The organism is Bacillus sp. FJAT-27231 (genome assembly GCF_001183975.1).
Lineage (GTDB): Bacteria > Bacillota > Bacilli > Bacillales > Domibacillaceae > Pseudobacillus > Pseudobacillus wudalianchiensis.
In genome coordinates, this window is record NZ_LFZU01000001.1 from 3,631,697 (window position 1) to 3,645,717 (window position 14,021).

A 14,021-nucleotide genomic window follows, 5' to 3' on the forward strand; every position below is an offset into this window, starting at 1 on the left:
TCCCTTACGTATAGGGAGAGCTTTTTTATGTGTGTCATTACTGATTCTGAAAAGCTACTTTTAAACCGAGTGCAATATAAATCGTGCCGACAATTTTACCGCTCCACCTGCCGATCCAGGAAATCCGCTTGACCAACCTTCCAAGCGGACCTATGCCGACAGCGATGAGCGTGGTATACGTAAAGCTCATGAATACAAAAATGAGACCGAGCACAAGGAACTGTATGATCGCAGCTCCTTGCTCTGGATGGATAAACTGCGGTAAAAAGGCTAAGAAGAATAGCGCTGTTTTGGGATTGAGCACCTCAGCAATAATCGCCTGGCTGTATATGCTAGCGCTCGAAACCAGTGAAACCTTAGGCATTTCCGGATCGGCAGGCTTTTCCAACATCGCCCGGATGCCCATATAAAGCAAATAGGCAGCACCCGCAAATTTCACGATATTAAAGGCAAGCGCAGACGTCATGAGAATGGCGGAAAGTCCAACAGCCGCAAACACCGTATGGACAAAATCCCCGGTCGCAATACCAGCCCCAGCCATAATGCCCGCTTTACGACCACTCTGTGCCGTCCGGGTAAGGGTCAGAAAAACAGCCGGACCTGGAATTAAAAACAGTCCCATTACAACTGCGATGAATGTACCTAAAGTTGAAAAGTCAAACATATAAAACGATCCCTCTCTGTTTTTTCATAGATAATGAGCTAGCTGGCCGCTTGTTTATTTCATCAGTTTATTAGCCAAAAATTAATTTTATCATCCGAATTCACCATTTTATTAGCGAAACACATTAATCTCGCTTCTTTGTCCAGCCAAAACCAAAGGCGCCTTCACCAAGATGGGTTCCAATAACTGGACCGAAGTAGCTAATCGTGAAAGCAGCTTCCGGGAATCGCTCCTTCAGCTCTTCCATCCAAAGACGAGCTTCCTTCTCCCGATTAGCATGAATAATCACCGCTTCTAGCGGCTCACCCTTTTCATAGTCTTCTCCGAATAGATCGGCGACCCGCTTGAGCGCTTTTTTGCTCGTGCGGATTTTCTCAAACGGCGCAATGACCTTGTCCACGAACTGCAACAAAGGCTTCACTTGCAAAAGCCCGCCGATTAAAGCCTGAGCACTGCTTAATCGCCCGCCGCGCTTCAAATGATTCAAATCATCCACAACAAAATACGCTTTCACAGATGACCGCATCGCTTCCAGCTCCTGCATAATCGTTTCTGGCCCTCTTCCTTCCAAAGCCAGTTCAGCAGCACGAAGTACATAAAACGCCTGCGGACCACAGCTGATTTCCGAGTCAAACGAGTGGACGGCTAAGCCTTCCACCATATCAGCAGCTGCGATAGATGTCTGATACGTACCACTGATCCCACTCGATAAATAGACGCCGACCACCGCCTCATACCCTTCATCTGCCAAACGCTCATATAATTTCACAAACTCACCAATCGGCGGCTGCGTCGTTTTCGGCAGCTTCTCCTCTGTGCGGACGACTTCATAAAATTCTTCTGCCCTAATATCCAGTTCTTCTCTGTAGGTTTCCTGCCCGATCACCACGCTTAACGGAATCATATGTATATGCAGCTCGTCACGCAATTCTTTCGGAAGGTAGCTCGTACTATCCGTTACAATAGCCGTTTTCATAAAAGTCACCCCCTTGTTTCTCGTAGTAAAAAGCTTTTCTTCTATTCTATTAAATATAGGGCTTGTTTGCATCTCTTTTCGCTAAAATGCAAGATTGTTCTGTATGGCAGTTCGGTTGCTCATATTTATAAGAGTTTGTTTATCATTCCAGCCGAGTTTTTCCTGCAAAAAAAGCCGTTCCCGCAAAAGGAACAGCCTGACTTTATTTTTTCGACACCATGTGAATCGCCTGTCCGATGAGGCCTTCGACTGCTTCAAGCAAGCCTTCGTTAAAACTTGGGTGAGCGTATGCCGGGAATTTTACGTCTTCTTCTTTGGCGGCCATTTCAAGCAATTGTACAAAGGTGCTGGATAATTCAACTGCTCCCTCGCCAATCATATGAATGCCGAGCATGATCTCGTTAGAAGCATCGGAAATTACTTTGACGAAGCCATCCTTTTTCCCCGTAATCATGGCGTAGCCGTTTCCGCCAAGAGCAAATTGGCTGACACGAATGTCGATGCTAAGTTCGCGTGCCTGTTGTTCCGTCAATCCGACAGAGGCAATCGGCGGGATCGAGTGAGAGATGGTTGGCAAGAACGTCAAGTCTACTTCCGGCTTGCCGCCAGCGATGGCTTCTACTGCCGCTTTTCCTTGCTTGATCGCTTTAACTGCTAAAAGCGGACCTTCCGTCACGTCGCCAATCGCATAGATAGAAGGAATAGAAGACTGCATGTTTCCATTTATCTTCACAAACCCTTCGTCTGTCTGTTCGACACCAAGGCGGTTGAGACCTAGATCTTGCACGTTCGGCTTGCGGCTGCCAGCGATAAATACATGAGAGCCGGTTAGTTCTTCTGCTTTTCCGCCAGCCGTAAACGCAACACGTACGCCGCTTTCTGTTTCTTCCGCTGATTGAATAGCTGCTTCCTTTATCGCTTTGATCTTTTTCTTCTTAAGCAATCGGTTCAGTTCTTTAGCGACTGACTCATCAAATGGAAAATCAGCTGCGTTTTCTAACAGGATCGTCACTTTAGCCCCTAAAGCGTGAAAGCTTGTCGCCACTTCAAGAGAAATATAGTCGTTGCCGTACACAATTAAATGTTCAGGCAGCTCCTGTAAGTCAAAAATTTCATGGGAAAGCAAAATACGTTCACCATTTTTCGATATTCCTTGTGGTAAAATTGGTGAACTTCCTGTAGCGATGATTGCTTGCTTGAACACAAAAATATCAAACTGGTGGCCATTTTCAACACCGACACGATCTTCGGCAATAAAACCGGCTTTCCCTTTAATGACCTCTACTTTGTTCGCTTTGCAAAGGGCTTCTACGCCTTTTCGAAGCTGTTCTGTCACCTTTGACTTGTAAGAAAGCAGCTTCTCTACATTAAATGCGCTTTCTCCTGTTGACAGGCCAAGCTCTTCCATATGGCTCATTTCCGACTGTTTTTTCGCCGCATATGTAAACACTTTAGACGGAATACAGCCTTTATTTAAGCAAACACCGCCGAGATCTTCTTGTTCGATCAGTGTGACCGGCAAACCGAGCTGGGCGGCCCGGATCGCCGCACTGTAGCCGCCCGGTCCGCCGCCAATAATAACAAGATCTCTTTCCTGACTGATTTCTCCAACAACCATTTATATCATCTCCAGCATCAGTTTGTTCGGCTGCTCAATTAAGCTGGCAAACCGGTTCGTGAAGGCAACAGCCGTTGCCCCATCCGCAACGCGGTGGTCAAATGACATAGACAGTGTCATCATATGGCCAATGACGATTTCATCCTGTTCGTTGACAAGCGGCACCTTTTTCGTTTTATGGAACGCGATTAAAGCCGTTTCCGGATAGTTGATAATTGGCGTTGCCCCAATGCTGCCAAGCGGTCCGACGTTGCTGACAGTAAAGGTGCTGTTTTGGATATCCGTCGGCTTCAGCTTGCCTTCCCGTGCTTTTTCGTTCAGACGCTTAATGTCATCATGAATCGTTTTAATTGATTTTTTATCGGCATCATGGACAACCGGAACGATTAAGCCATCTTCCGTATCTACTGCCATACCGATATGATACTCCTTCTTCAATAAAATCTTTTCATTTTCTTCATCAAGTTCTGCGTTGAATACCGGGAAGTCTTTTAACGCGATGACAAGCGCTTTGACAAAGAACGCCGGTACGGATACTGATACACCTGCCGCTTTTAATTCTTCTCGTAATTTAAGCAGGTTCGTCATGTTCACTTCATCAAAGTGAGTAACATGTGGAATCGTGAACAGTGATTTTGTCATCTTTTTCGCAATTTGCTTGCGCATGCCGCGGAATGGAATTTCATCCGGTGTTGTTTGCTGTTTGGAAACAGACGCTTCAGCTGTTGGGGCTGTTTCTTTCTGTGGCTGTTGTTCTCCTTTTAAGAACCGGTACACATCTTCCTCTGTTACCCGTCCAGAAGGATCGGAAGGTGTCACATCTTCAATATTAATATTGTTGTCGCGGGCGATTTTTCGTGTATAGGGAGTGGCCAGCACACGGTTAAAAGAAGAAATAAAGGCTTTCTTCTCCTCTTTCTTTGTAGCCGGCACTTCTGTTTTCGGTGCTGCTTTTACTTCTGCCGCTGCCGGACTGCCTTCTCCTTCAATGTATAGCAGTGTCGTGCCGACTTGAACTGTTGTGCCGGTGTCTATGACGATTTCCTTTACCGTACCGGCGCCTGGTGATGGCAACTCGGCTACCATTTTATCCGTCTGTACTTCAACAAGCGGCTGATCCGCCGTTACCCGATCTCCTGGTTTCACATGATAATGAAGAATTTCGCCTTCCGTCATCCCTTCCCCAATATCATGCAGTTTCACTTCTAGCACATTATTTCCCCCTTTATTTAAAAGTGTAAGCGCCTGAATTGTCCCGACAAGCACAAGAGAAGCCGACGGGAAGGTTGGTCTTTAACCTTCCGGGCGGATTCGCTTGTGACCTCGAGGGGCAAGGCGCTGGAACTGGATAAATTTAAAAGTGTAAGCCGCTCGCTTAGTGGCTAGCTAGCGCCTGGAATTAGATAGGACAAAAACTTAAGGCGCCCGCTTAGTGGCGCCTTAAGCCAGAACATTAGAAATAAACCACTTTTTCGATGCCTTCCAATACACGTGCTGGGGTTGGAAGAAAGTCTTCTTCAAGAGCAAAGAATGGAACGGGGACGTCGAAGCCTGTAACGCGTTCGATTGGTGCCCGCAAGTGTAAGAAAGAGGTGTCGTTGATGATAGAGACAATATCATTGCCTAGTCCGCCTGTTAATTGGGCTTCATGGACGATGACGGCTCTGCCTGTTTTTTGGACAGATTCTGCAATGATGTCACGATCAATCGGGTAGAGTGTGCGCAAGTCAATGATTTCACAGCTGATGCCTTTTTTCTCCGCTTGTTCGGCTGCTTTCTCGACTACTGCCATCATCGCGCCCCAGGCGATCAGCGTGACATCTGTTCCTTCTTTTACTTTTTTCCCTTTGCCGATTTCCACTGTGTATTTTCCAGTCGGCACTTCTTCTCGCTTAGCGCGGTAGCTCTTCATCGGTTCCAGCATGATCACGGGATCTGGATCTTCCATCGCGGCGATCAACAAGCCTTTTGCATCGTACGGAGTGGATGGGCATACGACCTTGATTCCCGGCATATGAGTGAAAAGTGTTTCGGTACTGTCGGAATGAATCTCCGGTGAACGAATGCCGGCTCCATAAGGTGCGCGGATGACCATCGGTACGGTAAAATGCCCCATCGTTCTCATTCGAATCCGGGAAACATGTGTCATGATTTGCTCGTAGGCTGGATAAATAAAGCCAAGAAATTGAATTTCCGCAATCGGTTTAAACCCATTCACCGCAAGGCCAATCGACGTTCCAATAATACCGGCTTCTGCAAGCGGTGTATCCACCACGCGGTCGGCACCGAATTTTTCCTGAAGTCCTTCTGTAGCCCGGAATACTCCGCCATTTTTCCCGATATCTTCCCCGAGGATCATGACGCTGTCGTCTGTTTCCAACAAAGTCTTCATACCATCATTTACGGCCTGCACAATCGTGAGAAATTGAGTCGTTTCCTTTTTTTGCGATACGTCTCTTACTTCCATTTCCATTGCCATTTTACCCCCTCCTCAAATGCGCGAGATAGGATTCCTTCTGATCAGCAAGCTGAGCCGGCATTTCTGCATATACGTGGTCGAACAAATCTTCAACATTTGCTTTCGGGTAGCTCTCCATTGCCTCAACAGCAGATTCTACTTCTGCCTTAATCTTTTCATCGATGTCCGCCATCCACGTTTCATCCCAGTAACCATGATTCTTCATGAAACGCTCCATGCGCAAAAGTGGTTCCACAATGTCTTTTCCTTGGTCTTCTGGACGATATTTCGTCGGATCATCAGCTGTCGTATGAGCACCAGTACGCCATGTGACCGCTTCAATAAGTGTCGGGCCATTGCCGCTGCGTGCATAATCCAATGCTTTCTTTACTTCAAAATACACCGAGAAGCAGTCGTTGCCATCAATGCGTACACCTGGCATGCCATAGGCGACGGCTTTTTGGGCAATCGTTTCCGAGTTCATCTGCTTTTCAATCGGGACCGAAATGGCGTAGCGGTTGTTCTGGTTAAAAAAGACCGCTGGCACTTTAAAAACGCTGGCAAAGTTTAATCCCTCGTGAAAGTCCCCTTCTGACGTAGCCCCGTCACCGAAGTAAGCGATCGCTGCGTTTTTCGTTCCTTTACGCTTTTCAGCCCAAGCGGCTCCTGCTGCATGCGGCAGCTGGGTTGCGATTGGTACAGCGGGCGGGAAAATCTTTTTTCCTTCAGGAGGCACACAGCCTTCTGCCCGGCCGTTCCAATAAAGATAGGTTTTAGCCATATCGGCGCCGAACGCGAGCTTTGCTCCGTGATCACGGTAAGTTGGAAACATCCAATCGTCTGCCCCGAGTGCCAGTGCACTGCCGACTTGAGCAGCTTCCTGTCCTTCGAATGGGGCATACGTGCCGAGGCGTCCCTGACGCTGCAGGCTGATTGCTTTTCTATCAAACGTTCTGATTCTATGCATATGGTAATAAAGGGTTTTGACAAGCTCTTCATCTAGCTGTTCTTCATAAGAAGCGTCCACTAAATTCCCTTCATCATCAATAATTCTTTTGATTGGGTATTGAGTCTCCATAGTATCCTCCCCGAACGATATTAGTTGCGAATATCCCACTTTGGCTTAACGGAAGAAGTGTAAAAGCTGTTTCTTCTGCCTCTCGCAGCCATTCTTTGCTCACACATTCTGTTCGCTGCTTCCATTGTCGTTACCCGATCAAGCTCAGCTTGCTGGTATACTTCTAAAATGGCATCGTAAATGTGCTTTGTTTTAGCAAGTACACGCTCTTTGTTCACTACGTACAATTCATCGGCTACTTGAATGAGGCCGCCGGAGTTGATGATGTAATCTGGAGCGTAAAGAATGCCTTTATCCGCTAACTGTCTTCCGTGCTCTTCTGTCAGCAGCTGGTTGTTGGCTGAACCTGCGATCGCTTTCACCTTGAACTGCTTCATCGTCTCGTCATTGACCACTCCGCCAAAGGCACATGGAACGAAAACATCCGCTTCTTGGGAGTAAATTTCATCGCTGGCTACTACCGTTACAGAACCCGGTGTCGCTTTCGCTTTTTCTTGGATCATTTGCAAGCTTTGCTCGTTAATGTCTGTCACGAACAGATGGGCTCCTTCTTCCAGCAAGCCTTCTGCCACTTTGTAGCCTACTTTGCCGAGCCCTTGGATGGCATACGTGACTCCACCTAAATCGTCTTTGCCAAATAGCATTTTGTTCGTTGCTTTAATGCCGTATAGAACACCCATGGCCGTTGGAATGGAAGAATCGCCGCCACCGCCGTAAGCTTCCGGTACACCAACGATGCAGTTCGTTTCTTTCATTGCATGAATGAAATCCTCCATGTTCGTTCCCATATCCGTACCTGTGTAGAAGCGGCCGCCCAGAGAATCAACAAACTGGCCAAAAGCTCGGAATAATTCAGGAGATTTATCTTTTTGCGGGTCACCGATAATGACTGCCTTTCCGCCGCCAAAATCCACATCAGATGCTGCACATTTATAGCTCATTCCTTTGGAAAGACGAAGAGCATCCTCGAGCGCTTCCTCGACGCTGTTGTAAGGCTGCATACGGCAGCCGCCCAGCGCAGGACCGAGTGTGGTGTCATGAATCGCAATGATCGCCTTTAGTCCTGTTGCCGGGTCGTTACAGAAAACAACCTGTTCATGCTCAGACATTTTTTCAAAAAGAGTAAAATCTTCTGTGATAGAGGTTTTTTTTACTAGACTCATATTCAATCCCTGCTTTCGTTATGAATAGTTAAGCGCTTTCACTTGACATGATCAAAAGAGCGCTGGCCCCTTTGTCATTCTCTATATTTGTAAGCCCTTTCATAAAGAGGCCAAGAAATAGTTTCTAAAGGCACTTTGTTACTTTAATTATAAAAGGTTAATTCCAATATATACATATCAATGCGATTGAATTTTCAGGCTTTTGTTTACTTTTTGTATGTATTTTCTTTTATTCCTCTTCATTTTGTAAAACGCTTTCATTTCCATAAAAAAGAACCTCTTTAATCTAGGATTAAGGAGGTTTCAACAGTTTATTATGAAGCTAAAAAGCCTAATTTAAGGCCATTCCTGCTCTTCGTCAGACGGCAAAATAATTTTTTCAGGAACAGGCGACTTCAGCACAATGGACGTATGAATAATGCCAAACTGAATTAAGTAATCAATCAGCTTGTTTAAATGCTCCATATCATTGACGGCAGCTTTTAGTAAATAATTCACGGTTCCAGTCAAGCGATGACATTCAATAATGTCCGGATGGTTACACGTCATATCCTCAAATACGTCATATGGAACGCTGACCTCGCTCACTTGGATGAATAAAAGAATGTTGCGGCCGACAGCATTAGGAGATACTCTTGCACTTATTTTATCAATAATGCCCTTTTCCATTAATCTAGTGAATCGTTCCGCCACGCTTGGCCGGCTGAGAGAGAGCTTCTTCGATAAATCACTTAATGTAATCCTGCCGTCTTCCTGAAGAGTTTTTAGTAACTGAATATCTATTTCATCCATATGCTCACCTTCACACCCTTTTGTCACGTTGAGTCTAGCTCTTAAATAATGCCAAGTACGTCTAAGTACACAATAATAATCGCCACTGGCGCTAAATATTTAATTAACAGGAACCAAGCTGCAAAAATCTTTTTCCCGATAGAGGATCCAGTGGAAATCTCATCCAGCAGTTTTTGCTTTGGAATTTTTAACGGAACGAAAATAGCAATCAATAAGGCGCCCAACGGCATCAACAAGTTACTGACGAGAAAATCTGCTGCATCGAAAATCGATTTATTAAAGATTAGTATATCGCTCCACACCCCAAATGATAAAGCAGAAGGAACACCTACGATGAAAATAAGCAAACCAATGATCCATGAGAATTTCATTCGCTTGCTGTCATTCCCTTTAGCTAGAACGGCAACGATGATTTCCAGCATAGAAAAAGCGGACGTTAAAGTTGCGAATAAGAATAACACTAAAAAGGCGATTAAGAACAGAACGCCAAATGGAATTTGGTTGAACACGGTTGGTAAGACGTTGAACAATAAAACCGGACCGGCATCTGGTTTTAATCCGAATGAGAAAACGGCCGGGAAAATAGCGAGCCCTGCTAAAATCGCGACAAGCAAATTCAACACAACGATCGAAATAGCGGATTGGGGAATACTTTCCTTTTTCGATAAGTAAGAGCTGTATGTTACCATAACGGACACCCCAACGCTTAGCGCGAAGAAAGACTGCCCCATCGCAAACAAGATCGTTTCTGACGTGATTTTTCCTAAATCAGGCTTTAAGAAAAATTCAATCCCTTCCATTGCTCCATCAAGCGTCACAGAACGCAAAATGATTAACAAAAACAAAATAAACAAAGCCGGCATCATAAATTGACTTGCCTTTTCAATTCCGGCTGTTACTCCTTTGGATACAACATAAATCGTAATTACCATAAAGAGAAGCTGAGCGAACACAGCTAACAATGGATTGGAAATCGTTTCACCGAATAAGGAGCCGTATTGAGCTTCTGACAATCCACTCAAGTCTCCGGTAAAGCCTTTAAAAATATAGATTAATATCCATCCACCTACTACACTATAAAACGACAATAGGACAAAACATGTAAAAATACCGAGACGTCCAATGAAATTCCAGGATGAGTTCGGTGCCAACTCCTTATAAGATTCAATTGCATCCTTCTGAGTGCTTCTTCCGATGATAAATTCCCCGATCAGAAGCGGCAAACCGACAAGCAGTGTAAAGAGGATAAAAATTAAAAGAAAAATTCCTCCTCCGCTCGTGCCAGCTACGTAAGGGAACTTCCAAATAGCCCCTAGTCCGATAGCCGAACCGGCTGCTGCTAAAATGAATCCCAGCTTCGATGACCACTGTTCTTTTTGTTCCATTTTTTCACCCCATAAATTTTTAAAATCAGAAAACGCTTACATTCTTTTCTTTCGCATTACCCAATTTATGTATAACGTTATTCATACGCCATTTTACCAATCGGTAATATTCCAGTCAACAATGTTTTTAGAAAAATCTTTCTCTTGCAAAATTACAGTCATTTTTCCGATAAAAAAAGAGAGTGGTTGATCCCCTCTCCCTTGAAAAGCTTTTTCGATAAAATGATTTCACTTCTCATAACGATTCACCTGAACATATTACCACGAATGCTTCCTTGTCGGCAATAGTGTTGACTGTTTATTTTTCCGCTCTTAGCCTAATCTCTTTTAATTCTTGGGCTGAGCGATTCAACTGTTCATCGGCTTCTTCGATCATTCTTTCTAGCAGTTCTTTGACAGTCGGCACATCCTCAATCAAGCCAGCAATTTGACCGCTGTTAATAAAGCCATTTTCCATATCGCCTTCCACAGCTCCTTTAATATGCTTTTCTTCTGATGTCCATTCCGCATATTGTTCCAGTGTCATTCCTGCTTGTTCCCGTTCGTTCAGTTGTTTAGCATAAGGCGTTTTTAGAATTCTTCTTACCCGGCCAACACTCCGGCCAAAAATCATCGTTTCAGTGTCGCCTGCACCTACTAAATTATGCTTGTACACTTCATGAAACGGAGCTTCCTTCGTCGCAATCAGCCGAGTTCCCATTTGCACACCGCTCGCTCCAAGCATGAGAGCGGCCGCTAATCCTTTGCCATCCCCAATTCCTCCAGCGGCCAGTACCGGCACCTTCACATGCTTAACAATTTGCGGGATCAGCGTAAAGGTCGTCAATTCCAGGCTGGAGTTAATGCCAGCGGCCTCAAAGCCTTCCGCCACAAGAACATCCGCTCCGGCGGCTTCCGCTTTTTGCGCATGCTTCACCGAAGCGACAAGCGTAATGACCTTTATTCCATGTTCATGGAGCACCGGAATAAACGGCGCAGGGTTTCCAGCTGACAATGAAACAATAGGCACTTTATGTTGAATTACGAGATCAATCAATTCTTTCGTATAAGGTGACACACTGAGCGCGATATTGACAGCAAAATTTTTCTTCGTACGCTGTTGTGTTTCTAGAATAATTTTTTCTACTTCATCCGGTGTCATCGTACCGCAGCCAATCGTGCCGAGACCGCCTGCTTCCGAGACAGCTGCCGTTAGCTGGGCATTGCTAATATTGCCCATTCCCCCTTGAATAATCGGGTAGTCAATCTGGAGTAATTCACAAACATCTTTCATTTTTTCTCCTCCTCTTAAAAGAAATGTTATAATAAATAAAAAAGAAAAACAATTGCGTAAATTTATATTTGGAGGGATTCCATGATTGTTACGTATAACAGGAAAAAACCTGAATTAGATGAAACAGTATTTGTGGCTCCAGGAGCCTATCTCATCGGTGATGTTCACATCGGTGCGGAATCGACCATTTGGTTTAATGCTGTTCTCCGCGGAGATGAAGGATCGATTACGATCGGCAAGCGCTGCAGCATTCAAGACAATTCAACGATTCACTTATATGAAGAGGCACCGGTTGTTGTAGAAGATGAAGTGACAGTTGGCCACAATGTTATTTTACATGGCTGCAAAATAGGGAAGCGCTCTATTGTCGGCATGGGCTCCACTATTCTCGATCATGCTGAAATTGGCGAAGAATGCATTATTGGAGCGAACACGTTAATTCCGAGCGGCAAAAAAATCCCACCGCGTTCACTCGTTGTAGGTTCGCCCGGAAAAGTCGTGCGTGAATTAAACGACAAAGACTTCGAGCTTATCCAGCTTTCGATTGATACATACGTCCAAAAAGGCTATGAATTCCGCGAAGTCTTTAAGAAGGACTAAGTCTATCGCTCGCGTTTTCATGGTTTGCACTCACATTCGGCGAAAACACGACCGCAAATCCATAAATTCCGCTCACACTCCATCATTTTGCCCGTAAAAAAGAGAAAGGCGCTATTTTGAGCGCCTTTCTCTTTTTATTTTTGGTATGCGCTCTGGTTCACAATGTACGGATGATCCGCGGCATCATAAGATTTATCCTTGCGGCGCATATCGTTGTCTTCACGGAACACTTCCTCGAAAAAGCGGCTGGCCGGTTCTGCGAGCAATTTATAATATTGCGCGAACAAAAGAGCAGCATGATCGCCGTTCCACATAGACGGCAGCAGCTCTTTTGGCAGTCCTGGATCGGTAAAAAGAAATTTACGGTATTCATGAACGAGGTTTGTCCGTTCTACAAAGCATTCGGCATCAGTCATTTGTCCGCTCGCCATCGCGCTCTGATGGATGATATACCGTTTGCTGTATGTCGAAATAAACTCTTCATACTTTCCTTCAATTTCATCAAGCGGCCAGCTTTTTTCAACGAGCGCGCGGTCTTCCTGCGGCCCTTTATAATCCGCAACAAATAAATCGACATACTCACTAATGTCGTATTTCTCTACGAGCATCTTCACTTCTTTTTCAAGATTGTTCGGTGAAATCCAACAGCCATTGGAAAAGCTCCCAAATCCGCTCCATAACAGCTCTTTCCGTAATTCATCACGAATTTGCCTTTTTTCCTCTGGGATGGTATACATCAGCATCCGCCATTTGCCGTCCCAATCGTGAGCCTGTAATTTGAAAATTCGGCGGGCCGCTTCTTCCATACGCACTTCGCCTCTTGGTGTCAGGAAATAGTAACTCTTATTTCCCTTCTTTTCCGACTGAATCCACCCCTGCTTCACCATTCGTGAAACGGCTACACGAACCGATTGCTCGTTATGGCCAAATTCTTTCAATACACGAATGAGACTGCCAATCCAAATTTTGTTGCCATAATGGCGAATATAGTCGCCGTAAATGGTAAAAATCATTGATTGTGTGTTCGCCATTTCTCCCACTCTTTCTCCCTTGATCGTTTGCATCACTTTCCTTTTATTCATCTTATTATAACGTGACAATAGGAAAAAAGCTTATTTTCCTGTGAATTTCGGGCTTCTTTTTTCACTAAATGCTTGAAGTGCTTCTAAGCGGTCTTCTGTTGGAATCGTTAATTCGTATGCTTTCGATTCAATCGCAAGACCTGTCTGCAGATCGGTGTTCATGCCTTGGGTAATCGCATATTTTGCTTGTTTCAGCGCGACGGGACCGTTTTTCATCATGTCCGCAGCAAGCTGTTCGCAAGCAGTCATGAGCTCTTCCTTCTTCACTACTTTCAGTACAACCCCAAGCTTCTGTCCTTCCTCGGCTGTAAATTTCTTAGCGGTAAAAATTAATTCTTTCGCTTTCATTTCTCCGACAAGTCTAGGCAGGCGCTGTGTGCCGCCAGCTCCCGGGATAATCGCCCAGCTCGTTTCCGTTAATCCCATCATGGCACCTTCTACTGCAACCGGAAAATCACAAGCGATCATTAATTCAAATCCCCCGCCAAGGGCATAACCATTTACCGCAGCAATGGTCGGCTGCGGCAGGGCAGCGATGCTATTAAAGACGTCCCGAATCGCTTTTACATTGCGGCGCACTTCAGTTTCTGTTAATGTTTTGCGCTCCTTTAAATCCGCACCGGCACTAAATGCTTTTTCGCCCGCACCGGTAAAAATAACGACTTTTACTTCTGGATCAATCGAAATTTCATCTGTTACTTCCTGCAGACTTTTTAATGTCTCGTAATTAAAGCAGTTCAACGCTTTTTCGCGGTTAATCGTTACATAAGCAATGTTATTTTCTTTCGTATATAAAACAGTCGACATGTTCATTCTCCCTTTCTATAGAAAAAAGCTGTCCAACGCCTGCCGCTGCTCTTCCTTTTCTTTAATAGAAAAGAGCTCTGGCGCCTGAAGGACAGCCTGTTTATCGAGTGATCCTATTTATCCCA

Annotated in this window: 13 protein-coding genes; 1 reads left to right on the top strand and 12 read right to left on the bottom strand. The window is 45.0% G+C overall.

Going from position 1 to position 14,021, the window contains the following annotated elements:
• Positions 1-37: 37 nt before the first annotated feature.
• The 10 genes from AC623_RS17550 to AC623_RS17595 form a co-directional block, all read right to left on the bottom strand.
• On the bottom strand, positions 38-664 hold the full coding sequence (locus AC623_RS17550; RefSeq protein ID WP_049664921.1) for a LysE family translocator: 627 nt from the start codon (positions 662-664) through the stop codon (positions 38-40).
• Between the two features lie 124 nt (positions 665-788).
• The gene (locus tag AC623_RS17555) at positions 789-1,640 is read right to left on the bottom strand and encodes a DegV family protein (protein ID WP_049664923.1); all 852 of its coding nucleotides are present in this window, start codon (positions 1,638-1,640) and stop codon (positions 789-791) included.
• Between the two features lie 202 nt (positions 1,641-1,842).
• Positions 1,843-3,258 carry a dihydrolipoyl dehydrogenase gene (lpdA, locus tag AC623_RS17560; protein WP_049664925.1) on the bottom strand — a complete coding sequence of 472 codons (1,416 nt, stop codon included), beginning with the start codon at positions 3,256-3,258 and terminating at the stop codon, positions 1,843-1,845.
• Entirely contained in the window at positions 3,259-4,470 is a 1,212-nt protein-coding gene (locus AC623_RS17565) for a dihydrolipoamide acetyltransferase family protein (RefSeq protein ID WP_049664926.1), read from the bottom strand.
• Between the two features lie 241 nt (positions 4,471-4,711).
• On the bottom strand, positions 4,712-5,731 hold the full coding sequence (locus AC623_RS17570; protein ID WP_049666762.1) for an alpha-ketoacid dehydrogenase subunit beta: 1,020 nt from the start codon (positions 5,729-5,731) through the stop codon (positions 4,712-4,714).
• Between the two features lie 7 nt (positions 5,732-5,738).
• On the bottom strand, positions 5,739-6,794 hold the full coding sequence (pdhA, locus tag AC623_RS17575) for a pyruvate dehydrogenase (acetyl-transferring) E1 component subunit alpha (RefSeq protein WP_049664927.1): 1,056 nt from the start codon (positions 6,792-6,794) through the stop codon (positions 5,739-5,741).
• 20 nt (positions 6,795-6,814) lie between these two features.
• The gene (locus tag AC623_RS17580) at positions 6,815-7,957 is read right to left on the bottom strand and encodes a Leu/Phe/Val dehydrogenase (protein ID WP_156187071.1); all 1,143 of its coding nucleotides are present in this window, start codon (positions 7,955-7,957) and stop codon (positions 6,815-6,817) included.
• A 336-nt stretch (positions 7,958-8,293) separates the two neighbouring features.
• A complete protein-coding gene (locus AC623_RS17585) occupies positions 8,294-8,749 on the bottom strand; it encodes an Lrp/AsnC family transcriptional regulator (RefSeq protein WP_049664929.1) in 456 nt (151 codons plus the stop codon).
• A 41-nt stretch (positions 8,750-8,790) separates the two neighbouring features.
• Complete coding sequence (locus AC623_RS17590; protein ID WP_049664930.1) at positions 8,791-10,134, bottom strand: sodium-dependent transporter; 1,344 nt, start codon at positions 10,132-10,134, stop codon at positions 8,791-8,793.
• A 298-nt stretch (positions 10,135-10,432) separates the two neighbouring features.
• Positions 10,433-11,407: an NAD(P)H-dependent flavin oxidoreductase gene (locus AC623_RS17595; protein WP_049664932.1), complete on the bottom strand. Its 975-nt coding sequence runs from the start codon at positions 11,405-11,407 to the stop codon at positions 10,433-10,435.
• An 81-nt stretch (positions 11,408-11,488) separates the two neighbouring features.
• Here AC623_RS17595 and AC623_RS17600 point away from each other — a divergent pair, with 81 nt between their 5' ends.
• Complete coding sequence (locus AC623_RS17600; protein ID WP_049664933.1) at positions 11,489-12,007, top strand: gamma carbonic anhydrase family protein; 519 nt, start codon at positions 11,489-11,491, stop codon at positions 12,005-12,007.
• A gap of 134 nt (positions 12,008-12,141) precedes the next feature.
• On the opposite strand, the gene paaX is transcribed toward AC623_RS17600, so the two are convergent.
• Together paaX and AC623_RS17610 are read right to left on the bottom strand one after the other, a co-directional pair.
• Positions 12,142-13,038 carry a phenylacetic acid degradation operon negative regulatory protein PaaX gene (gene paaX / locus AC623_RS17605; RefSeq protein WP_049666767.1) on the bottom strand — a complete coding sequence of 299 codons (897 nt, stop codon included), beginning with the start codon at positions 13,036-13,038 and terminating at the stop codon, positions 12,142-12,144.
• 81 nt (positions 13,039-13,119) lie between these two features.
• Positions 13,120-13,896 carry an enoyl-CoA hydratase-related protein gene (locus tag AC623_RS17610; RefSeq protein ID WP_049664936.1) on the bottom strand — a complete coding sequence of 259 codons (777 nt, stop codon included), beginning with the start codon at positions 13,894-13,896 and terminating at the stop codon, positions 13,120-13,122.
• Between the last annotated feature and the right edge of the window lie 125 nt (positions 13,897-14,021).

Coding starts and splice junctions, on each gene's coding strand:
- AC623_RS17550 (WP_049664921.1), bottom strand. CDS start 664: ATGTTTGACTTTTCAACTTTAGGTACATTCATCGCAGTTGTAATGGGA.
- AC623_RS17555 (WP_049664923.1), bottom strand. CDS start 1,640: ATGAAAACGGCTATTGTAACGGATAGTACGAGCTACCTTCCGAAAGAA.
- lpdA (WP_049664925.1), bottom strand. CDS start 3,258: ATGGTTGTTGGAGAAATCAGTCAGGAAAGAGATCTTGTTATTATTGGC.
- AC623_RS17570 (WP_049666762.1), bottom strand. CDS start 5,731: ATGGAAATGGAAGTAAGAGACGTATCGCAAAAAAAGGAAACGACTCAA.
- pdhA (WP_049664927.1), bottom strand. CDS start 6,794: ATGGAGACTCAATACCCAATCAAAAGAATTATTGATGATGAAGGGAAT.
- AC623_RS17580 (WP_156187071.1), bottom strand. CDS start 7,957: ATGAGTCTAGTAAAAAAAACCTCTATCACAGAAGATTTTACTCTTTTT.
- AC623_RS17585 (WP_049664929.1), bottom strand. CDS start 8,749: ATGGATGAAATAGATATTCAGTTACTAAAAACTCTTCAGGAAGACGGC.
- AC623_RS17590 (WP_049664930.1), bottom strand. CDS start 10,134: ATGGAACAAAAAGAACAGTGGTCATCGAAGCTGGGATTCATTTTAGCA.
- AC623_RS17595 (WP_049664932.1), bottom strand. CDS start 11,407: ATGAAAGATGTTTGTGAATTACTCCAGATTGACTACCCGATTATTCAA.
- AC623_RS17600 (WP_049664933.1), top strand. CDS start 11,489: ATGATTGTTACGTATAACAGGAAAAAACCTGAATTAGATGAAACAGTA.
- paaX (WP_049666767.1), bottom strand. CDS start 13,038: ATGGCGAACACACAATCAATGATTTTTACCATTTACGGCGACTATATT.
- AC623_RS17610 (WP_049664936.1), bottom strand. CDS start 13,896: ATGTCGACTGTTTTATATACGAAAGAAAATAACATTGCTTATGTAACG.